At 72.4% G+C, this 21,861-nt stretch carries 17 protein-coding genes; 3 read left to right on the top strand and 14 right to left on the bottom strand.

Annotated features, from left to right (window positions below; translation table 11 throughout):
* Positions 1-180: 180 nt before the first annotated feature.
* The 10 genes from ABD331_RS03675 to ABD331_RS03630 form a co-directional block, all read right to left on the bottom strand.
* Positions 181-1,197: a sugar-binding transcriptional regulator gene (locus tag ABD331_RS03675; protein ID WP_344470801.1), complete on the bottom strand. Its 1,017-nt coding sequence runs from the start codon at positions 1,195-1,197 to the stop codon at positions 181-183.
* Positions 1,187-2,890 (bottom strand): FGGY family carbohydrate kinase, encoded by a 1,704-nt coding sequence (locus ABD331_RS03670; RefSeq protein WP_344470800.1) that lies wholly within the window; start codon positions 2,888-2,890, stop codon positions 1,187-1,189. Before ABD331_RS03670 ends, ABD331_RS03675 begins: the two co-directional genes overlap by 11 nt.
* On the bottom strand, positions 2,877-3,827 hold the full coding sequence (locus tag ABD331_RS03665; protein ID WP_344470799.1) for a transketolase family protein: 951 nt from the start codon (positions 3,825-3,827) through the stop codon (positions 2,877-2,879). Before ABD331_RS03665 ends, ABD331_RS03670 begins: the two co-directional genes overlap by 14 nt.
* The gene (locus ABD331_RS03660) at positions 3,824-4,825 is read right to left on the bottom strand and encodes a transketolase (RefSeq protein ID WP_344470798.1); all 1,002 of its coding nucleotides are present in this window, start codon (positions 4,823-4,825) and stop codon (positions 3,824-3,826) included. The genes ABD331_RS03665 and ABD331_RS03660 overlap by 4 nt, the downstream gene beginning before the upstream one ends.
* A gap of 22 nt (positions 4,826-4,847) precedes the next feature.
* The gene (locus ABD331_RS03655; RefSeq protein WP_344470797.1) at positions 4,848-5,828 is read right to left on the bottom strand and encodes a sugar phosphate isomerase/epimerase family protein; all 981 of its coding nucleotides are present in this window, start codon (positions 5,826-5,828) and stop codon (positions 4,848-4,850) included.
* 17 nt (positions 5,829-5,845) lie between these two features.
* A complete protein-coding gene (locus tag ABD331_RS03650) occupies positions 5,846-6,745 on the bottom strand; it encodes a nucleoside hydrolase (protein ID WP_344470796.1) in 900 nt (299 codons plus the stop codon).
* A gap of 49 nt (positions 6,746-6,794) precedes the next feature.
* Entirely contained in the window at positions 6,795-8,117 is a 1,323-nt protein-coding gene (locus tag ABD331_RS03645) for a hypothetical protein (protein ID WP_344470795.1), read from the bottom strand.
* A 17-nt stretch (positions 8,118-8,134) separates the two neighbouring features.
* Positions 8,135-9,550, bottom strand: a complete 1,416-nt coding sequence (locus ABD331_RS03640; protein ID WP_344470794.1) for a pectinesterase family protein — start codon at positions 9,548-9,550, stop codon at positions 8,135-8,137.
* Between the two features lie 99 nt (positions 9,551-9,649).
* On the bottom strand, positions 9,650-10,153 hold the full coding sequence (locus tag ABD331_RS03635; protein ID WP_344470793.1) for a hypothetical protein: 504 nt from the start codon (positions 10,151-10,153) through the stop codon (positions 9,650-9,652).
* 81 nt (positions 10,154-10,234) lie between these two features.
* Positions 10,235-13,030 (bottom strand): ATP-binding protein, encoded by a 2,796-nt coding sequence (locus ABD331_RS03630; protein WP_344470792.1) that lies wholly within the window; start codon positions 13,028-13,030, stop codon positions 10,235-10,237.
* A 179-nt stretch (positions 13,031-13,209) separates the two neighbouring features.
* Between ABD331_RS03630 and ABD331_RS03625 the strand changes: the two genes are divergently transcribed.
* From ABD331_RS03625 to ABD331_RS03615, 3 genes are read left to right on the top strand one after another with little or no spacing between them, the layout of a single operon-like run.
* Positions 13,210-13,872: a DUF998 domain-containing protein gene (locus tag ABD331_RS03625; RefSeq protein ID WP_344470791.1), complete on the top strand. Its 663-nt coding sequence runs from the start codon at positions 13,210-13,212 to the stop codon at positions 13,870-13,872.
* A gap of 42 nt (positions 13,873-13,914) precedes the next feature.
* A complete protein-coding gene (locus ABD331_RS03620) occupies positions 13,915-14,289 on the top strand; it encodes a YciI family protein (RefSeq protein WP_148442216.1) in 375 nt (124 codons plus the stop codon).
* Between the two features lie 18 nt (positions 14,290-14,307).
* Positions 14,308-15,573: an RNA polymerase sigma factor gene (locus tag ABD331_RS03615; RefSeq protein WP_344470790.1), complete on the top strand. Its 1,266-nt coding sequence runs from the start codon at positions 14,308-14,310 to the stop codon at positions 15,571-15,573.
* A 51-nt stretch (positions 15,574-15,624) separates the two neighbouring features.
* On the opposite strand, the gene ABD331_RS03610 is transcribed toward ABD331_RS03615, so the two are convergent.
* The 4 genes from ABD331_RS03610 to ABD331_RS03595 all read right to left on the bottom strand — a co-directional run bounded on the left by ABD331_RS03610 (position 15,625) and on the right by ABD331_RS03595 (position 21,639).
* A complete protein-coding gene (locus ABD331_RS03610; protein WP_344470789.1) occupies positions 15,625-15,939 on the bottom strand; it encodes a hypothetical protein in 315 nt (104 codons plus the stop codon).
* Positions 15,940-16,024: 85 nt separating this feature from the next.
* Positions 16,025-17,719 (bottom strand): OPT/YSL family transporter, encoded by a 1,695-nt coding sequence (locus ABD331_RS03605; protein ID WP_344470788.1) that lies wholly within the window; start codon positions 17,717-17,719, stop codon positions 16,025-16,027.
* 96 nt (positions 17,720-17,815) lie between these two features.
* Positions 17,816-18,571 carry a RodZ family helix-turn-helix domain-containing protein gene (locus tag ABD331_RS03600; RefSeq protein WP_344470787.1) on the bottom strand — a complete coding sequence of 252 codons (756 nt, stop codon included), beginning with the start codon at positions 18,569-18,571 and terminating at the stop codon, positions 17,816-17,818.
* Between the two features lie 89 nt (positions 18,572-18,660).
* Positions 18,661-21,639 (bottom strand): glycosyl hydrolase, encoded by a 2,979-nt coding sequence (locus ABD331_RS03595; RefSeq protein ID WP_344470786.1) that lies wholly within the window; start codon positions 21,637-21,639, stop codon positions 18,661-18,663.
* Positions 21,640-21,861 lie beyond the last annotated feature (222 nt).

Below are 21,861 nucleotides of genomic sequence, written 5' to 3'. Positions count from 1 at the left end.
GCCATGAATGGAGTGGATTGCATCACATCGTGAACGACACCGAAGTGACTGTCAAGAGCGGTTTCTCGGCCAGATGACGCGCCGGTAAATTCTCAGGACTCCTCCAGGAACGGCGAAGGCCGCCGTGCGGCACGCGCACGACGGCCCTGTCCAGGGGCGCTCCTGGTCTTCGGGGGCGCGTCAGTCCTTCAGCAGCTCCTCCGCCACGCCCACGTCCGTGATGAGGGTGTTGACCCAGCCGCCCCTGAGCGCCGCCCTGATGGCGGCGGTCTTGCGCCGCCCGCCCGCGATCGCGATGCGCCGCGGCACGCGCAGCAGGTCGGCGGCGGAGATGCCGAGAATGCGGTCCTCCAGCGGCGAGTCGACCAGCCGCCCGTCGGCGTCGAAGAAGCGCAGGCACACGTCACCCACCGCGCCCAGCCCGCGCAGCGTGCCCATCTCCTCCTCGCCGATCGCGTTGCCGCTCTCCTGCAGCAGCGGAGACGGGTTGAGGCTGCCGATCCCGACCAGCACCGTCGTCAGCCGCGACCAGGCGTCCACCACCTGCCGCACCACGTGGTCGTCGGACAGCGCCTGCCGCGTCACCGACGAGCCCACCAGCCCCGGCGCGGGCAGGAAGACCGGCTCCGCGCCGGTCAGATCGGCCAGATGCGCGGCCAGCCTGGTGGCCTGCACCTGCGCCGACCCCTTGCCCACGCCGCCGATGAGCTGCACGACCTCCTCGGCCACCCGCACCGGACGGCGCTGCATGGCCTCCACCGTCGCCAGCAGGCTCGCGCTCCACGACGAGATGCCCAGATGCTCGCCGCCGATCAGCGTCGCGTCGAGGTACGTCGCGCCCGCCGAGCCCAGCGCGGCCACCACGTCGTGGTTCTCGCCCGCGGCGTCCACGACGATGATCTGCTCCACGCCGTACTTGCGCTCCAGGTCCTCCTCCAGCAGCGCGTGCACGCCGCTGGGCACCACGACCACCGTGCGCACGATGCCGATCTCCGCGGCCTCCTTCAGCAGCCGCGACACCCGCGGCTGCGAGATACGGAGCTGGGCGGCGATCTGCGGCTGCCGCACGCCGTGCTCGTGGTAGAGGCGCGCGACGCGGACCAGCAGCCGCATGCGCTCGGACTCCTGGCTCAGCCGGCGACCGCCGAGCCTCACCGTGTCCGCGCGGCTCTTCTCGAACTGACTGTCAGCTGCCACGATCGCTGGCCTCCGCTTCGGCTCCGCCGCTCCTGCTGGTCCGGTGGCGAGCCCGGGCCACTGCCGAGTGCCATTCTGCTAGGGCGCGGCGCCGTTCGCACACCGGCAGAACGGGGGTGTAGCGCCGCCCATGGCGAGGCAGCCCGGACAGCTCCCGGCGGGACCATACACCGGACGCCGCCCCCGCGAGATGCGCCGCCCCCAGCGCCGACAGCTCGGGCCGCCACGCCACCCGCACCGCGTGACCGGTCACGTCCGCCTGCCACTGCATGAGGTCGCCGTTCGCGGTGGGCCCGCCGTCGGCCAGCAGCTCGGCCACCGGGCCCGCCGCGCGCTCGAAGGCCGACACGACGTCGCCGACCTGCAGCCCGATCGAGTCGACCGCCGCCCTCGCCATGTCCTCCCGCCGGCTGTCCAGGCCGAGACCCGTCATGATCGCTTCCGCCCGGTCGTCCCACCACGGCGCCCCGAGGCCGCCGAACGCCGGCACGATCTGCAGCCTACCCCGGCGGCCACGGGTCGCGAGCCGCGCCACCTCATCGGCCCCGACGCCCAGGACCCCGGCCAGCCAGGCGATCGTGGCGCCGGTGGACAGGATGTTGCCCTCCAGGGCGTACGCGGGCGTGCCGTCGTCCCACGCGATCGTCAAACACAACCCCTCACCCGCGCCCGCGCCAGCGCCCTGGCCTGCGCCCGCGCCAGCGCCCTGGCCTGCGCCCGCGCCAGCGCCCTGGCCTGCGCCCGGGCCTGCGCCCGCGCCTGCGCGCGCGCCATGGCCTGCGCCTGCGTCCACGCTTTGGCCCGCGTCCGCGCCTGCGCCATGGCCTGTGCCCGCGTCCGCGTCTTGGCCTGCGCCTTGGCCTGCGCCTTGGGTCGCCGCTGCTCCGGGGGGCGCCAGGCCCATCACGGAGGAGCCCGTGCCGTAGGTGACCTTGACGCGGCCAGGCTCGCCGGCCGCGTGCGCGTACAGGGCGGCGTGCGAGTCGCCGAGCACCGCCGACACCGGCACCCCCGCCAGGGCGGGATGCAGCGCCTTCGCGTCGGCGTGCGCCCCGGTGGACGGCACCACCCGGGGCAGCGCCTCCTCCGGCACGCCGAACAGTTCCAGCAGCTCAGGGCTCCACGCCCGCCGCCGCACGTCCAGCAGTTGCGTACGGGAGGCGCAGCCCACCTCGATCACGTGCCCGCCGCCCAGCCGGTGCAACAGCCACGAGTCGACCGTGCCCAGGCAGAGGTCACCCCGGTGCCGGCCGAGCAGCCAGGCCGCCTTGGCCGCCGAGAACATCGGGTCCAGGGGGAGGCCGCTGATCCGGCATACCAGAGAGGAAGCCCCTTCGGCGGCCAGCCGGGCGCACAGCTCGGTGCCCCGGCGGTCCTGCCAGCTCACCAGCGGTCCCACCGGCGCGCCCGTGGCCCGGTCCCAGAGCAGCACCGACTCCCGCTGCACGCTCAGCCCTACGGCCACCACCCTGCCCGCACCATCACGGTTGCCCAGGCAGGCGGCCACCGCGTCCAGGAGGCTGCGCCACAGCTCCTCGGCGTCCTGCTCGACCAGGCCCGGCTCGGGGTGCCGCCGCGACAGCGGCGCGGAGGCGTGTGCCACCACCTCGCCCGCCGCGTCCACCAGGATCGCCTTGGTCGCGCTCGTCCCCTGATCCACCCCGAGAACGAGCGGGTTCTCAAGCGTGGTCAAGCCCCAGCACCTCCAGCACCGACCGGGCGATCCCGTCGGCGGTGAGCCCGAAGTGCTCCAGCAGGAAGTCCGGTTCCCCGGTCGGCGCGAACGCGCGGGTGCCGAGCAGCCGCATCGGCACCGGCCGCGTCTCCAGCACGACCTCCGCGACTGCCGCCCCGAGCCCGCCGGTGGGCACCGCCTCCTCGGCCGTCACGACCGCGCCCGTCTGCCGGGCCGCCGCCGTGATCTCGTCCCGGTCGAGGGGGGAGACGGTGGCCACGTTCACCACCCTGGCCTGCACGCCGCGCTCCTCCAGCAGCGCCGCCGCCCGCATCGCCCGGCTCACCATCGTGCCCGTCGCCACGATCGTGGCGTCCACGCCCTCGCGCAGCCGCAGCGCCCGCCCGTACGTGAAGGCGGGGGCGCCCGGCGGCGACACGTCCGGCACCGGGAACCTGCCGATCCGCAGGAACACCGGCCCGTCCGTCTCCGCCGCCCACCTGATCGCCGCGCGGGTCTGCGCGGGGTCGGCGGGCACGATCACGGGCAGGTCGGCGATGGCGCGCAGCCACGACAGGTCCTCGGTCGAGTGGTGGGTCGGCCCCAGCGCGCCGTACGCGAGCCCGGGGCTCATCCCGCACAGCTTGACGTTGGCCAGGCTGTAGGCCACGTCGGCCTTGATCTGCTCCAGCGCCCTGGCCGTCAGGAACGTCGCCGCCCCGCACACGAACGGCACCAGCCCCGCGTTGGCCAGCCCGGCGCCGATGCCGACCATGTCCTGCTCGGCGATGCCCACGTTGACCAGCCGGTCGGGGAACTCCGCGGCGAACGCGCCCAGCTTGCTGGACCCCACCGAGTCGTTGCAGACGGCCACCACGCGGCTGTCGGCTCGCGCCAGCCGGACCAGCTCGTCGGCGAAGGCGTCCCTGCAGTCGTGCAGCTCCTCGACGATCAACGCAGTTCCTCGAGAGCCGTGCGGGCCTGCCCGGCGTCCGGCACCTGGTGATGCCACTCCACCCGATCCTCCATGAACGAAACCCCTCGCCCCTTCACGGTCCTGGCGATCACGCAGCGCGGCCGGCCCGCGGCGTGCGGCGCGGTGACGGCGTCCAGCAGCGCCAGATGGTCGTGGCCGTCCACCTCGACCGCCTCCCAGCCGAACGCCCGCCACTTGTCGGCGAGCGGCTCCAGCTCGTTGGTCGCGCTGGTCCTGGCGCCCTGCTGCAGGCCGTTCCTGTCGATGACGGCCGTCAGCGACGTGAGCCCCCGATGCCCGGCCGCCATCGCGGCCTCCCAGTTGCTGCCCTCCTGCAGCTCGCCGTCGCCCAGCACCACCACGGTCCTGGCCGCCGAGCCGCGCAGCCGCAGGCCGACCGCGATGCCGACGCCGACCGGCAGGCCGTGCCCGAGCGGGCCGGTGCTGGTCTCGACGCCGGGCACCGACCTGCGGCTCGGGTGGCCGTTGAGCGGCGAGAGCGGGGCCGCGAACGTGCTCAGCCGCTCCGCGGGGAAGAAACCGCAGGTCGCGAGCGTGGTGTAGAGAGCGACCGAGCAGTGGCCCTTGCTCAGGATCAGCCGGTCGCGGTCCGGCCAGGCAGGGTCCGCCGGATCGACGCGCAGCACGGCGCCGTACAGGGTGGTGAGGATGTCGGTGACCGACAGGTCGCCGCCCGCGTGGCCGAGGCCCGCTCCCGCGATCGTGCTGATCACGGTACGCCGGATGCCGCCGGCCATGGCGGCCAGCGTGACGGCGGCGGTGTCCCTGCCGGCGTGCGCCAGCCGCTCGCGCAGCCGCCGCCACTCGGCGATGGCGTCGTGGTCGGGCAGAAGGCCTCCGTGGCCGCCGACGGGAGGGGCGGCGGTGATCGTCGCGGTCGTCTCGCCCGGTCGCGAGAGCGATCCCGTCGTCTCGCCAGGTCGCACGGGCGAGCCCGTCGTCTCGTCAGGTCGCACGGGCGAGCCCGTCGTCGTTTCGCTAGGTCGCACGGGCCATCCCGATCGCCGACCAGAGGATCGCCTGCGCCGCCAGCGCGTCCTGCCGCTCCTGGGCGTCCCTGAGCGCTTCCAGGTCGATCCGGTCGCACACCTGCTCCAGCGCCCGGATGGTCCTGATGCTCTCCGACAGAGCCCGTACCGGGTCCTCCCTGAACGGGAACTGGTCGAGCAGGACGGGCGCGCTCCACCCGATCCTGCGCACCGCCAGCAGGTACTCGATGGTCTCGAACAGGTGCACCGAGGCCACCGGCAGGTCGTCGTCCCAGCCGCGCCAGTTGTCGTTCAGCTCGACCGAGACCAGCTTGCCGCGCCGGTGCACGAGCTGCACCGCCTCGGCCGGCGTCTCGCCGGCCAGCAGGGAGTGGCCGAAGTCCATGACGATGCCGACGTTCGGCTGCCCGGACTCGTCGATGGCCAGCAGGGTGCGGGCCGCGTCGGCGAGCGTGATGCGCACCCGCGGCTCCTTGGCCTTGTACTCGATCGCGAACTGCACGTCGGGATGCGCCGAGGCCAGGTCGCGGATCGCGCCGACCGTCAGCTCCCACAGCCGCGCGTAGTCGGCCTGGCCGGGCAGGTCGAACCCGTCCTGGCCCGGCCAGAACTTCACGTAGTCGGCGCCCAGCTCCCTGGCCACGTCCACCGCCTCGTGCACGCGCTCGGCGGCGCGGCGGCGCACCCCGGGGTCGGGGTTGGTGAACGCCCCCTTCGCGAACTCCCTGGTGTACAGGTGCGGCGTGATCGCCCTGGCCCGCAGCCCGCGGTCGGCCAGCGCCCGCGCCAGCTCCGGCGCCTTGTCGATGCCCTCGGCGAACGGCACGTTGACGTCCAGGCACTCCAGCCCGTCCACGGCCGCCGCGAGGTCCAGCATCTGCGTCATCGTCCTGGCCGGGCCGTAGCCGTCGGTGGCGTACCTGTCGACGATCTGCCCGAACGCCCAGATTCCGGCGCCGAATGTCAGCATGGTCCTCGTTCCTCCCATCAGCGGTGATCCGCGAAGGCGCGCAGCTTCGCGAAGAAGTCCTCATGGATGAAGCGCGCGTCGATCGAGTCGTAGGTGCGGATCGGCCGGTTGGCGACGGAGAAGTCGTGCGTGCCGTCGTAGCGGAAGTTCGGCGCGGGCCGCTCGGCCCACGTCCCGCAGTCGGGGTGCAGCATCAGGCCGATCGCGGGGGAGTCACCGAGCACGCGGAACTCGATCGACCCGCCGTGCTGCCGCTCGTTCCACTCCACGAGCTGGCGGACGAGGTACTCGCCGATCTCGCCGCACGGCGCGACCTTCGCGTCCAGCTCGGCGTAGCCGACGGCCATCATCCGGTACGTCGGCGCGGGGATCTGCCAGACCTTCAGCGCCGAGGAGAAGACGAGGTTGGCGGCCGTGATGTCGTTGGACAGGTTGAACTCGGGCCGGGGCCCCTGCGGGCCGACCCCGTCGTACCCGCCGCCGCCGATCCAGATCACGGTCACGTCCCGCTCGGCGATGCGCGGCTCCAGCATCAGAGCGGAGGCCATGTCGGTGAGCGGGCCGAGGAAGGCCACGTAGAGCGGCTCGGCCACGTCACGCATGGCCTCCTCGACGATCAGCTCGACGCCCGGCGCGGGGACCGGGGTGCCGGCGTCGGGCAGCGCGTACGGCGCGCCGTCCGCCACGGGCACCCGGCCGTCGAGCTTCATCAGCCGCAGCAGCAGCTCGATCTCCGCCCGGCTCTCCTCCAGGCTCGACCGGGTGCGCCGGTTGCCGAAATGCGCGGCCACCAGACCGCGAATATCCAGGCTCGGGGAGAGCAGGGCGTGCACGATGGCGAATTGGTCGTCCGCCTCGTTTTTCGCATCGGTGTTGATGATCACCCGGCGCCGATGGGAAAAGGTTCTGTCCGCCATGCGACTCCCGCCATGAATATTTATTCAGCAATGTATCTATATTCCGATATTAGGTTGTGACATTTGCCGTGTCAAGATCCCAGAGGATCACGTCAAGCGCGTGCGGCGAGATCGTGTGATCGTCGTGCGTGGCGTCCTCCAGCAGGTCCCACCGGCCCCGCTCCGGCCGCCCGCCCGCCAGCAGCGCCACCCGGTCGCGCACCGGAGCCTGGTAGACGCGGTGGCTCACGCCGTTGAAGCAGCACTCGTCGAAGCGGTTGAGAATCTGCAACTGCCCCCGGTTCTCGCCGACCGAGGCCATCACGTACATCTGCAGGTAGTCGTCGGCCGTGCCCGCCGTGATGGAGGAGTAGAAGCCGGGGAACGACGCCCGCGTCTGCTCCCAGTCACCGGTGGTCGGGCTCGGCTTCGGCGAGGCCGCCCGCAGGAAGAACGGCAGCGAGCCCGCCGTCGGGTAGCTGCGGTTGATCCGCGGGTCCAGCGCCGCGTACACCGTGGTCGTCCAGCCGCCGCCCGACAGCCCCAGCATCTCCACCGACCTCGGGCGGTAGGTGGCCTGGGCGTGGTCGAGCGTGACGACCAGCGGCTCCAGGAAGAACGTCAGCGTCGAGAACGTGTCGCTCTCCCACGGGCCCAGCTCCTTGTGGGAGGGGCTCGGCAGCATCGTGCCCGGGGTCTTCGGGTCCTCGATCCGCTGGCCGGCGTTCCAGTGGTGGAAGGGCATCGCGTACGTCATCACGCGGTAGCCGCGGTCGAGGAGCGGCTGGATGGTGCGGAGCATGGTGTCGAGGGGCTCGCCGTGGCCGTTGTGGTAGAGGGCCAGGCGGTGGTTCCACGGTTTGCGGGGGAGGAGGTCGTAGACCTTGGCGGTGATCTTGTAGTTGAGGGGGACCGTCAGGAGGTCGATGCGACGTACGGACGTCAGTGAAGCCAGTTCGCTCGGGGTGGGGATGCCGGTTTCGACGGTGGGGGTTGTCTTCGGCAGACCGGCGCCCTTCCAGATGAAGTCGATCATCTGCCGGCGGCGGGCTGTGATCTCTTCGGGGGTGGTGATGCCGATCAGGGGCTCGATGTCCACGCCCGCGGCTGCCGGGGGGAGGGTCTTGTACTCGGGGCCGAACTTGGCCGCCGACTCCTGGTTCACGGGTGCCACGGGGCGGGGCGCGAGCTTGCCCCCGCGTACGGCCGCCGGGCCGCTTTCGGTGGCGGCGCTTCCTGCGGCGGTGGTCCTCCCCGAGGTGGTCGCTGCCGCGGCGCTCGCCGGCACGCCGGCGGCCAGCGCTGCGCCGATCCCGCCCAGCACGCCGCCCAGCATCCTGCGCCGACTCGCACCCGGGCCGTCCTTGGAGGCGTCCGCCGTCATGTCCGTCATCTCGTTACTCCCCTCCATCAACGCCAGGCCTCGGGATCCCAGCCACCCAGCACGAACGCCGGATCGCTCCACCGCCCCGCCTCCTCGGCCGTGAGCTGCCGCGAGCACGCCAGCCGCTGCGAGGTGTCGATCGGCCGCCCGTCCAGATCGGTGCTCCCGTACTCCCAGAACGACGCCGACCCGGCCTGCGCGCAGTCGTTCGGATCGATCTGCCACCCCACCGGCGCCACGTGCGCGTCCATCTTCGTGTCGATGAACACCGCCTGGCTGTGCGTGAACCGCCACACGGCGGTCCGCCCCAGCACCACGGACGCGTCCGGCACCCCGGCCGCCCGCGTCAACCTGGTGCGCACGAACACGTAGCCGGGCCGCGTGGCGTCGCTGCGGCTCTGCGAGATGTAGCCGCGGTCGGTGGACTCCAGCACCGAGTCCTGGATGAACACGGTGCCCGTGCCCCACACGAAGTCGGTGTCCCCGCGGATGTGGCTGTCGGTGACGAAGCCCTTGCCCTGCAGCCGCAGCGTGTCCTGGTTGCTGAACAGGTTCACCCGCTCCAGCGCGATGCGGTCGTTGTTCCCCCGGAAGGCCTCGGCCTGCGAGCCCCCGTCCGGGGTGGTGTTGTGCACGGTGAGGTCGGCGAGCCGGAAGTCGGCCGCGTCCACGCCGAACGTCTGCCGCCAGCAGTTGTGCAGGTCGGACGTCTCCAGCACGCGGCGCGGGCACACGTCGGCCGGGCCGCCGTTCACCAGCGCCTTGTCGCCGTTGCGCAGGTCGTTGTTGGGGTACTGGATCACGGTGCGCCCCGCGCCCGCGCCCTTGACGGTGACGTGCGGTCGGTCCTCGCGGACGTAGACCATCTCGGTGTAGACGCCGCGCTTGACGTCGATGGTGACCGGCCGGGTGTTGCCCGTCGGCACCGCGTCCACGGCGCCCTGGACGGTGCAGAAGTCGCCGGCGCCGGAGGCGGAGACGGTCAGGTGGCGGAGGTCGCGGGGCGGGTGCTTCCTGGTGGTGAAGCTCCAGCTCGCGGCGTCCTGCCCGGCGAAGACGCCGGCCTCGACGGTGACGGTGTACCGCCGGCCGTAGTCGAACCGGTGGTGCGGATGGATGGTGGCGGTGCTCCCGTCCACCATGATCGATTCGTACGAGAAGTCGTGCGGCAGCCCCGTGTCCGAGATCGCCTGGCCGATGTTCTTCTTGTCCGTCCTGGCGGTGGCCGCCTCGATGCGGTCGGCGAGCGTGCCGTCCGCGCGCCGGATCTCGACGGCTCCCGCCGAGCCCAGCGTGACGGGCTCGGGGAAGGTGATCGTGAGGGGGGCGTCCACGCAGGTCCCGCCACGTCCCGGCGCCGAGAACCGGGGACCGGTCTCCGCGGCGGCCGGGGCCGTGACTAAGACGAGCGCTGTGACGAGAACGGGGATCGATGCCTTCACATTCGGCCTCTCTATGCGCGAATGGATAGTTGGCGGTGAATATATATGTAGACCGCTCAACAGGCTGGGTCAAGGGTTGTGAGCCCCGTTCGTTCGTGATCAGGGCACGAAAAGCCGCGTGAGGCGGGTCGTCTGCGTGCTCGTGATCAGGTTCGTGTCCGGGCTGAGGACGTCGCCCGCAGGCAGGAAGGCGGTCCTGCCGGTCAGCACGGTCTTCAGGCCGAGGCTGCTGCTGTAGGTCCAGAGCTGTTCGAGCCTGCCGTTGCACGGCTGGAGCGTGACGAAGTCGGGGAAGCCGTCGAGGCAGAGCGGGTTGCTGGTGTTCTCGGTGGAGCGCAGGACGTACCGGCCGGTCGAGTTGTCCGGCTCCTTGAGGAAGGCCCACTGGGCCTGGCTGCTGTCGTTGTCGAAGGTGAAGCCGACCTTGGAGTGGGGCACGGGCGCGCGGGCCGTCAGCACCAGGGTGCCGAACGACGTCTTCAGGCCGAACTCGACGTGCGGCACCGCCGCCTGGGCGGGGGCGGCGGTGACCGTCAGACCGGCGAGCGCGATGGTGCCGAGCAGGGCCGCGCTGACGCGGCGCCGAACCGTTGCGGTGGACATGGAACTCCTTCACAGATGAGTGACTCTGTGAACGAGCTTCGCCGCGGCGGGGGTGGCGGCGGATCCGTGGTTCCCACCGAGTTAAGGACGGCGGGCCAGGGCACGTAGTTCCGCCCGGTCGGTGGAGGCCGTCTTGGCCAGCAGGTTCGACACGTGCGTGTCCACGGTGCGCGGCGAGATGAACAGCCGCTCGGCGATCTTCCTGTTGGACAGTCCCTCGGCGACCAGGCCGAGCACGTCCATCTCCCGGCTGGTCACCCCGGCGGCGCGCAGCCCGTCCGGAACCGTGGCCAGCCCCCGGCCCCGCCGGGTCGGCGCGCCCGCGCCGCGCAGCAGGTCGCGGCAGATGCGGGCGAGCTGCGCGTCGCCCGCGCGCAGATGCGCCTCCAGGTCGGTACGGAGTGCGGGCACCGGATCACCCCACCCGTCGGCGATCGCGGCCTCCAGCGCGAACAGGCGCAGCAGCCGCCGCCACCAGTGGTGCTCGGCCAGCGTGCCGTCACCCTCCGCGAACAGCGCCGCCGCCCGCGCCCCCTGCCCCTCCCGCCCGGCGGCGACGGCGTCGGCGTACTGCAGCCCCGCCCTGTTCGCCGCCCGGAACACCGCGGGCGAGCGGCGCAGCGTCTCACGCGCCTCGGCGTCCCGATCGGCGACGACCGTCCGCAGCAGCGCCCACAGACCCCAATGTTGTACGGGCCCCGCCTCGCAACGCCCCACCAGGTCACGCAACGCGGCGTCGAACAGCGCGGTCGCCTCCGGCAGGTCGTGCCGCAGCAGGTGCAGCAGCCCCCGGGTGGCGTGCACCTGCGCGGCCACCTCGACGGGCGGATCAGGACGGGCCGCCGCGTCCGCCAGCACGGCCTCCATCCGTGGCGAGTCGCCCTCGGCCGCGTACCCCATGGCGGCGAACACCTCCGCGACCGCCCGCATCCCGTGCAGCCGCAGTCGTCCGGCCCGCTCGGCTGTGCGCACGGCCAGGTCACGGGCCGCACGCGGCCCCTCCACGGTGACGGCCGAGTTCACCCGCAGCAGATCCGTCCGCACCACCTCGGCCAGCAGCCCCGTACGCCGGGCCAGCTCACGCGCCTCCGCCAGCAGCGGCGAGTCCGGCGAGCCGAGCAGCTCGATCGCGGCGAGCCCGAACAGCGCCGTCACCCGCGCAGGCAGCAGGCCGTGCTCCGCCCCCACCCGCGCCGCCAGCCCGTACGCCTCGCGCGCCACCTCCAGGTCGTGCCCCAGCGCGCACCGGCCGACGGTCGTCAACGCCCGGCACACCGTCTCCCAGCGTCCGGCCCGCTCCGCCCGTTCCACGGCCACGGCCGCCAGCTCGACCGCCCGCCGCAGGTCACCCGCCCCGAACGCGGCATCGGCGGCGAGCACCAGCGCCCACGGGTCGCCTGGACGTCCGGCGCGTTCCACGTACCGGTCGGCTGCCCGCCAGCACCTGGCGACGACGGCCGCTTCGGCCAGCCGCAGACACAACTCGGCGTGCCGGTCGCCGGTCAGCTCCTCCAGCGCCCAGGCGCCGGACTCCATCGCGGTGTGGGGCTGGCCGAGCAGGGTCAGCAGGCGTACCTGCTCGATCGTCACGACCGGCCGCAGAGCCTGAGCCGCGGACGCCCGCGCCAGCAGGTCCTCCGCGCTGTGCAGGGCGCCGCCGGCCAGGTCTCGCCTCGCCAGCCGGAGCAGGATCCCGGCCGACCTCTCCCGCTCACCCGCCGCCGCCAGCAGCGCTGCTGCGTGCGCGTCATGCTGCGGATCGGCCCTGCTCAGCAGCACCTCGGCGGCGCGGCGCGCCACGGCGGCCCGCTCGGGCGGCGTGACCGATGCCAGCACCACCTCACGCGTGAGCGCATGCCGCCACCGCAACCGCCCTCCCGCCTCGTCCGCCGCCTGCGGGCCTGCGCCTCGCACCGGCGCCTGCGAGTCCGCGGCTCGCACCAGCAACCGAGGGCCCGCTGCTCGGAGCGCGGCCAGCACCTCGGGCTCCGGCTGGCCGGTCACCGGCCCGAGCACCGTCGCGTCCACCTCGTCGCCCAGCACCGCGGCTGCCTCCAGCACAGTGCGCTGCGCGGGCGTGAGCGTCGTCAGGCGGGCAGTGATGCGGCAGGCGAGGCGAGGCGTGACCTGGGGTGTGCCCGATTCCAGTATCCCGGCCACCAGCTCCTCCGCCAGGTAGGGCAGACCGTCCGACTGGGCCACCACGTGACTGAGCAACTCGCCGGGAAGCATGACGGCGCCGGCGCGGCGTCTGGCCAGCACCTCGATGTCGGCGTCGGACAGGCGGCCGAGCCGTAGCGTGGCTACCTCCGGCAGCAGGAGAAGACGGTCCAGGTGGTCGGGGGCGCCGGGCTCGTCATCCCTGGCGGAGACCACGATCAGGACGGGCCACCGGCTGCTGGCCGCGGCGAGGTACTCGATGAGGGCCAGCGTGTCCGCGTCCGCCCAGTGGACGTCCTCCAGGACGAGCATGCACCCGCCCCCACCATCTCCGGCCTCCCGCAACAGCCGGAGCAGCCCCTCACCCAGCACCAGAATCGGGTCCACGTGCGGCGGCGGCGCGTCACCAGGCTCGGCCCACTCCGGCACAAGCCGCCCCAACATCCCCCGATACGGCCGCAACCCCTCCGGCAACGCCCCCGGCGAGGAACGTCCGGCCAACGCCTGCGCAACCGCCCGAAAGGTGCCACCCCCCTCGACCGCCCGCCCACCCAGCACCACCAGCCCAGCCGCACGAGCGAGATCACCACCTTCACCGAGCAGCCGCGACTTCCCGATCCCCGCCTCTCCCGTGACCAGCACGACCCCGCCCCTGCCAAGCCGAGCCTCACCGATCAGCCCCAAGAGCACAGCCGCCTCACCGTCACGGCCCACCATCCCCATCACCATGGCAGCAGTAGACGCCGCGGGTCCGGCCACGCATATGCCAGACGACACAGAGCGCGCACCCGTCCGCGAGAAAAAACTTCTGAGGACGTGTCGAAAACGGCCCGGCTCGTTCGCCGCCATGCCAGACAGCCGGACAGACCGGCCCCGCGAACGCAAGGTGGCTCACCATGACTCAGCTCGCCCACAACCAGACCCGCCCGATCTCCGCACCCCGCCGCCTCCTGCTCGGCTGCGGCGTCCTGGCAGGCCCGATGTACGTGACCGTCGCCCTGGTCCAGGCGTTCACCAGGGAGGGCTTCGACCTGGCCCGCCACCCCTGGAGCTACCTGGCCAACGGCGACCTCGGCTGGATCCAGACCGTCAACTTCGTCCTCACCGCCCTGGCCACCATCGCCGCCGCCGCGGGCCTGCGCCACGCCCTCACCCCGGGACGCGGCGCGCGGTGGGCGCCGATCCTCCTCGGCGCGTTCGGCGCCAGCATGATCGGCGCCGCCCTCTTCCCCGCCGACCCCGCCATGGGCTTCCCCGCCGGAACCCCGGAAGGACCCGGCGCCATCACCCTCTCCGGAACCCTGCACATGGCGGTCGGCGGCGTCGGCTTCCTCTGCGCGGTCGCGGCCTGCTACGTCATCGCCTCCCGGTACGCCCGCGACGGCCACCAGGGCTGGGCCTGGTACTCCCGCGTCACCGGCACCGTCTTCCTCGGCTCGTTCCTCGGCATCGCCAGCGGCGGCGGGGTCGCCTGGACCAACCTGGCGTTCGTCGCCGGCATCCTCGCCCTCTGGACGTGGATGTCGCTAATGTCGCTGAACCTGTCCCGCTCCGCCTGAAGTCCTCTCTCATCAGCCATCCCACTGAAAGGCCCTGCCACCATGCGCTACCTCGTCACCCTCAAGGTCACCGCCCAGCCCGACGGCCCGCCCCCCGCCGACCTCATGGACGCCATCATCAAACTCGGCCAGGAAGCCACCGAATCCGGCGCCCTGCTGGACACCAGCGGACTGGCCCCCAGCTCGGAAGGCGCCAGGGTCGAGGTCGGCGGCGGCCGGCTGATCGTCAGCGACGGCCCGTTCGCCGAGGCCAAAGAGATGATCAGCTACGCCCTGTACGAGGTCAGGACCAAGGAGGAGGCCGTGGAATGGGCCTCCCGCTTCGTCAGGCTGCACCACGAGCTGTGGCCGGGCTGGGAGGGCCAGGCCGACGTGCTCAGACTGTTCGGCCCCGCGGACTTCGCGCCGCCCGCCTGATCGCGATATTCAGGACGCATGACGTCAGCCGATTCCCACCGGGCGGTCGAAGCGGTCTGGCGCATCGAGTCCGCCCGGGTCATCGCCGCGCTGGCCCGCATGGTCAACGACCTTGGGCTGGCGGAGGAGCTGGCCCAGGACGCCCTGGTGGCGGCGCTGGAGGAATGGCCGCGCAACGGCGTACCGGACAATCCGGGCGCCTGGCTGACGCAGACCGCCAAGCACCGCGCCATCGACCAGTTCCGCCGCCGCGACACCTACCAGCGCAAGCTGCAACAGATCGGCCGTGACATGGAGCTGCGACAGGAATGGGCCGAGGCCGAGCTCGACGACGCCCTCGACGACCACATCGGCGACGACCTGCTCCGCCTCATCTTCACCGCCTGCCACCCCGAGCTGCCCGTCGAAGGACGGCTGGCCCTCACCCTCCGGCTGCTCGGCGGCCTCACCACCGCCGAGATCGCCCGGGCCTTCCTCGCCCCCGAACCCACCGTCGGCCAGCGCATCTCCCGCGCCAAACGCACGCTCGCCGACAAGCGGATCCCCATCGAGCTGCCGCCGCCCGCCGAACTGCCCGCCCGGCTGGCGTCCGTACTCGAAGTCATCTACCTGATCTTCAACGAGGGCTACGCGGCCAGCGCGGGCGAGGACTGGACGCGCCCGTCCCTCTGCCAGGAGGCGATGCGCCTCGGACGCGTGCTCGCCGGCCTCATGCCCGCCGAACCCGAGGTGCACGGCCTCCTGGCACTCATGGAGCTCCAGGCGTGCCGCCTCCCGGCCAGAACCGCCCCCGACGGCACCCCGATCCTCCTCCTCGACCAGGACCGCAGCCGCTGGGACCGGCTCCTCGTCCGCCGCGGCCTGAACGCCCTGCGCCGCGCCGAGGCCCTGGGCACGCTCGGCCCGTACGGCCTCCAAGCCGCCATCGCCGCCTGCCACGCCCAGGCCCTCACCCCGCAGGCCACCGACTGGGCCAGAATCGCCGCCCTGTACCGGCTCCTGGCCCACCTCACCCCGTCACCTGTGGTCGAGCTCAACCGGGCGGTCGCGGTCGGCATGGCCCACGGCCCCGCCCAGGGCCTGGAGATCGCCGACGCCCTCCTGGACGAGCGTGCGCTCCGCGACTACGCGCACCTGCCGGCCGTTCGCGGTGACCTGCTGGCCAAGCTCGGCCGCGAGGAGGAGGCCGCGGCTGAGTTCCGGCGCGCGGCCGGGCTGACGCGTAACGCGCGTGAGCGGGAGGTGTTCCTGGAGCGGGCCGCCGGGCTGAAACGGCCGACCTGATCAGGAACTGCCCGATGGATGGCGATCACGCGAGCGGTGGGCGGGAGATCCCTACTCTTCGCCCTGCTCAGCGGGCTTGCCGAACAGGTCTTGGAGTGTCGGGGCATTTACTGCGCGGGTGATCCAATCGTGCAGTTGAGTGAGGTCCTTGGTGCTTGTGATCATGGTATGGATGCTGTCCGGGATGTTGAATCCGCGGGAGGCCAGAACGAGCAGCACCGCCTCGGCGGCCTCCTTGATCTTGCCCTCTTCCCGGCCCTCTTCCCTGCCTCGGCCGAAGTGTTCGCGGGCGAAGGGACTGTAGACGGGCCAGGCGGTGGACGCCATGATCTCCTCCAGGATCTTCCGGATTTCGGGTCCGGACATGCTGTACGCGTATTGACGCGTAACGTATCGGATCGTTCACTCGTTGTAACGGTCATTCATGATGATCGGGCTTTGCATCGGCTGCTCATGGGGCGAGCACCTGAAGCGGCAGGAGGATGGCGTTCGCGATGCCGCCGCCGAGGATCAGTCCCGAGCCGAGGGTGGCGGCGAAGGTGCCGTGGTCGTGCCTGCGGCGTTCCAGCGAGAGTCTGGTGAGGCTGCCGAGCAGGATGGCGGCGCAGGTCGCGGCCGGGAGCAGGACGCCGAGGGCCAGCATGGTGGGCATGGCGGTGGACCAGGCTAGGGCCAGGCCGGCCAGCCCCGCGCAGAGGAGGAAGGTCGTGGTCTCTTGTGTGTAGTCGGTTGAGCCTTTGAGCAGGGTGTTCAGGAAGTTCAGGGCGGCTGAGGTGGGGGCGGGGAAGTCGGCTGTTCCGAGGGTGCCCAGTTGGGTGATCGCGGAGAGCAGGCCGATGCCGGTCGCGACTCCGGCCAGGCTGCCTATCGCCTGGTAGGTGAAGAGGCGGTGTCCGGCGGGGAGCTGGCCCGTCGGGGAGGTGGCGGCGACCTTGGCGGCCTCGATGTAGTAGGCGGAGGACAGGGCTGAGCAGCAGATGAAGGCTGTGAGCAGGTACGTCGTGTGCGCCGGTACGTGGAGGAGGGCGAGGACGACGATGGTCAGGTACTGGAAGACCCCGACGGGGGCCATGCCGATCGCGGCGTTGACGCGGTTCAGGAGCAGGGCGAAGAGCGGGGGCAGGGCGATGAGGATGAGCGCCGTGGTGGGTGGGAGCCATGGGGACGAGGCCGCGATCGTGATCGGGAGCAGCACGGCGGTGCCTGCCACGGTCGCCTTCCAGCGGCGGCTTCTTCCGGGTACACGTAGGTCGGTGGTAAGGCTCTGCCTGCGGTTGCGTAGCTTTCCGCCGGACAACTTCGCGAGGAAGCCGCAGGCGTACCCCAGCAAAAGGCCCACCCCGACGGCGAGAATCCAGGGCGAGCCCAGGTGCTCGATGTAGGCGGGCGCTCGCTGCGGCGACCCGAGCCACCACACGACGAGCGAGTACGCCGCACCGACCCCCACCCAGGCGGCGGCCGTCCCGGAGATTCGCATTCCGAGCCCGAAGAGCATCGGTGACAGCGACACGGCCAGGTAGGCGGACGGGCCAGGGGTGAGCGGAAGGGAGGTGCGGTTCGCGAGGGTCGCCGCGAAGGAGAGGCCGGCCGCGACGGTGGCGCCGATGAGGATCAGGCGTTGCTGGCCGGCGGCCGTTTCGCGGTCGCGGGCGTCGGTGAGGGCGTGCATGAGGTCGATGACGGGCCACAGGGCCGGGTATTTCAGGGTGCGGTCGTTGATGATCGAGGGCGCCAGGAGGATGCCCAGGAGGAGGCCCAGCAGGTTCGCGGTCAGGCCGAGGGCGATCAGGGCGGGCCAGGGCGGTGGTGCGGCGCCGCTCAGGAGGACGGCGCCGATGCTGGTGTCGATCGCGGTGACGGCCAGGGTGCCGCCTGAGGCGACGGCGTACGTGAGGAAGAGCGTCCGCCAGTGCAGCCCTCGCAGCAGGCGCAGGACGGCGCCGCCGAGCAGGACGGTCACGATCGCACCGCCGAAGCCGGTTCCGGCCTTGAAGGCCAGGATGACGTTGAGCGCGCTGAGGCAGCTTCCGAGGCCCAGGCCGAGCACGATGGGCGTGAACGTCAGGCGGCGGGGCCTGCGCGGGCCGGTGGCGGAGGCCGCCGGGTGTTCCTCGCCGGGCGAAGCCCGGGATGGGGGCCTGGCCATGACACGGCTCCTCGGGGTGCCCGGAAGTGCCATGCTGCATGCCGTGATGGAGGCTGGTCAACCGCGATCGATCGGTCATATGTGGGGCATGTCGGGTTATGTGCGGGTTAGGAGTATGACCAGCAGGCCCAGGCCGAGCGTCAGGTCCAGCATGCCGCACCATTCGGCGAACGTCCGTGCGACGATCTTGTCCGCGCGCCAGTGGTAGGCGTCCCAAGCCGCGTGTCCCAGCAGGCCCGCCGCCACCAGGAAGCCTCCCGCGACGGGAGGTACCGAGATCACCAGCAGGCCGTAGGCGATGAAGGCGAGCGCGCCCGGTGTCTGCAGGGCGTACATGCGCGGCCCGCGCAGCCGTCCGTTGATCAACCCCAGTGCGGCGAGGGTGATCACGGTGAGTGCCAGCGGGGGGCCAGGGTCGATGCCGAGCACGCGCAGGAGCACCACCGTGGCCAGGGCGGCGAGCACCACCGCCCAGGTGATGCGGCGCCGGTCCGCCACGGCGAGGAACAGGTAGCCGGCGGCGGGCACCACGAACACGATCGTGTACTCCAGGCCGTTGCCGACGTCGGACAGGCTGAAGGCGGCCCAGGCGAGCGCCAGCCAGGTCGGCCAGCGGCGTCCGACGGCGGCCAGCGCGCGCCGCCACCCGGGCCTGGGCGCGGCGCCCTCGCTGGTGGCCGGGCTGGCGCCCTGATCGGTGGTCCGGTTGGTGGCCGGGCTGGCGCCTTGGTCGGTGGTCCGGTTGGTGGTCGGGCTGGTGCTCTGGTCGGCGGTCTGGTTGGTGGCTGGGCTGGTGCTCTGGTCGGCGGTGCGGTCATCAGGGGAGGGGGAAGGGGGAGTGGAGTCGGTCATGGCCAACACAGTGGTTCGGGGGTGGCCGGGGGAGCAGCAGAAGGCGGGCAGGCGGTCCGGATTCTTGGGGTGCCGGTCCCGGGCCGGGGTCATCCGAGCGGCGCCTCCCCGTACGGCACCAGCCTGACCGGCCCGAGCAGCCCGTAGGGTTGCCGCGTCAGCCCGCCGTAGACGGACGGGTCCGCGACGCGGAGTGCGTTGCCGAGCGGGGTGGCGACCTCCACCTCGATGGTGTTGGGGCCGCGCCGGAGGTACGGGCCGAGGTCGAGGACGGGGTGGAGCTGGTCCACGGGGCCGAGGCGACGGCCGTTGACGCGTACCCGGCAGGTGTCGGTGACCTCGCCCAGCTCCAGGTAGGCGGGGCCGTCCGCCTGCGCTGTGGCCGTGTACGTCCCGACGCCGGACACGTCGGCCAGCTCCGGGAGCTGCGACCAGGGGAGGAGCCGGTCGAGGGTGACGGAGTGCGTGGCTCGCGAAGGTCCCCGGTCCGAGACCGTGAGCCGCCAGGCGCTGAGTTCGGTGGGTGCGGGGACGGGGCCGATCTGGGTGGTGAGCGTGCGGCCGTCCGACAGGGTGGTGGTGTACGTGCCCGCCTCGGCGGCCCGCACCACGAGGCGGTTTCCGTCGTAGCGCACCAGGTCGGCGTCCGTGGTGGTGGCGTGCGCCCGCCGTCCCGCGCCTGGGTCGCCGCCTCGGCCGGCAGGTCCGCCCAGCCGGGCGCGGTCGCCGAACAGGCCCGGACGGCCGATGGCCACGATCCTGGCCTGGCCAGGTTGCAGGGACACGCGCAGGCGGACGCCGTCGCCGTCCGCCCCGTAGTGCGCGATGCGGAAGATGCCGCCCGTCCACGGGTCGAGGAGGTACGGGACGCCGTGCGGGTCGGTGCGGGACAGCGTGACGTCGTGGTCGATCGCGGTCACGGGTGGCTTGACGTTCTCCTGGTGCTTGCCGTTGCACAGGTAGTAGTAGTCCACCTCGCCGTCCACGCGGCGCATGGTGAGCAGAGTGGACGGGGTCGCGTACCGGACGTCGGGACGCACGCCGAGGGCGGCGAGGGCGGCGGGCACCTCGGCGGCGGTGGCGACCGTCCTGACCGTGGGCTCGGCGAGCAGGGCGGTCAGCAGCGCGCGCAGGCGTTCGTCGGCGCCGTCGTGCGGCACGCCAGGGACGGACGCCGACTCCCACGCGCCGAGCAGCACGATCGGCAGGCCCGCCCGCGCGTACTCCAGCAGCCGGTTCGCCGTCCCCGGCGTCATCGTGCACGCGTTGGCGTGGAAGCGGTCGCCCTCCACGAACAGCGCCCGGTACGCGGGCCGGCCGAGCCGCCCGTCCGAGACGCGTGCGCCAGGCAGGTCGAGGACCGGCCCGGTGACGAACTGGTGCGTCCAGCCGCTCGGCACGCCGCTCGCGGTGAACCAGGAGGCGCCGATGCCGGTCTTCGTGTACCCGGTCTGCCGGAAGACGGCCACGTCCACCCGGGGCACACCTTGTCGCATGATCAAATGAATTCGCGCGAAATATCCGGAAATGTCGGTGATGTGGTCCCAGGTCGGCTGGCGCGGGCCCCACGACTCCGCATACCCCACCGTCCCGTTGTACGGCGTGAACGCCGCGAACCCCGGCCACCCGGCGCCGGGCGCGTCGGCGTACGAGAAACCGTGCAGCACCGTCTGGTTGAGACCCGCCGCGTACGCCCCGCCCATCGTGCGCAGCAGCTTCTTCCACGTCGTCGTGTACGCCCCGCCCTGGTACGCCCCCGCCTCGCAGGACAGCACCTCCCGCCCCGCCACGTCCCGGCCCCCGGCCAGGCAGCGGTAGTCGTCGAGGTTCTTGAACCCCAGCGACTCGCCCTCCGGCACGTCCACGATGGCCGCCGCCTCGATCGCGTCCGTCTGCAGCCCGTACGGCTGCGCCCGCAACCGCAGGCCGATCGAGTGCGCCCAGTCGCGCAGCGCGGCGAAGTGGTGCTCGTTGAACAGCTCGGACACCGTGTCCCAGTAGTCCTTGCGAGCGCGGCGGGTCAGGACGGAGTCGTAGGCGAAGACCGGATCCTCGTTCGCCAGCATCACCACCGGCAGGATGTCGGTGAGGGGGTAGCCGCGGCGGCGCTCGAACTCGGCCGGGAGGGCGGGTGTCCAAGGGAGGGCGTCGGTCTCGATCTCTATGGAGTCCTCGAACAGGGCTCCGCCGGCCTGCTTGAGCAGCTTGCGGATGGCGGGGGTGAGGAGCGCCGACTCCCAGTGGTCGATCACCGCCTGGGTGCCTGCCTGGCTGAAGTGGTCCACGACGTACGACTCGGGGGTGGTGTGGGGGCCTGATTCCGGGCGTTGGGCGGAGCCGCGTTGCCAGTAGGAGATGAGGAGCCAGTCGCCGTCGGCGGGGGCGGTCCAGGTGATCGTTCCGGCGTCGGTGAGGGGGACGGGCTGGAGGGAGGCGGGGTCGAGGCCGGTCTCGTCGCGGGTGGAGTGGGCGGGGTCGATCCTGGCCGCCTGCACGAGCAGCAACTCACTGCCGGACGGGTCGGTGGCGGGCGGCTCGCCCGGACGGGCTGCGGCGGCGGACGGCTCGTCCACGCGCGCGTCGGTGGCGGGAAGCCCGTCAGGACGCGGGACGGCGGGAGGCTCGTCAGGACGCGGAACGGCGGGAGGCTCGTCGGAACGCGGGGAGGTGGCGGGCGGCTCGGCGAGAGGCGGGGGGATGGTGGGCGGGGGTACCGGGCCGGAGTAGGTGGTGCCGGCGGGGACGGGCGCGGTGCCGTGGGCCAGCTCCTTGGCCGCCGCCGCACTGGCGGGCGTGATGGTGGGGACGGCGGCCGGCCAGGCGGGGCCGATCGTCAGGTCGATGCTGAGGCCGCGCTTGGCCGCCTGGTCGAGGGCCGCGGCCACGGCGGCGTTCCAGGCGGGCGTTCCCCAGCCGTGCCCGGCCGGGTCGAGGACGGACTTGTCGCGGATGCTGTGGTGTACGGCCGCGATCTCCGCCCCGCCGAAGCCGGCGTCGGCGAGCTGGTCCACCTCCCGCCGGATCTCCCGGGGATCGACGTGGGCGTCGGGCCACCACCAGCGCACCATCGGCCTCACCTCGCGGCGTGGACGCGCGAACCAGGCGGCCGAAGGGGCGGGGGAGGGTAAGAGGTCGTCGAAGGTCAAGAAGGCGGCGGCGCCCAGCGCGAGAAACCCACGCCGAGTCACCGCGACTCCGCCGGGAGGCGTGGCGGCGGGTGGCGGGAGGGAGGCGTCGCCCGGCCGCGCGAAGGCGGTGGCGGGTGGCGGAAGGGATGCGTCGCCGGAACG

The organism is Nonomuraea monospora, from assembly GCF_039531895.1.
Taxonomy (GTDB): Bacteria; Actinomycetota; Actinomycetes; order Streptosporangiales; family Streptosporangiaceae; genus Nonomuraea; species Nonomuraea monospora.
Note: the sequence above shows the minus strand (reverse complement) of the source record. Positions and strands in the feature narration are given on the sequence as shown.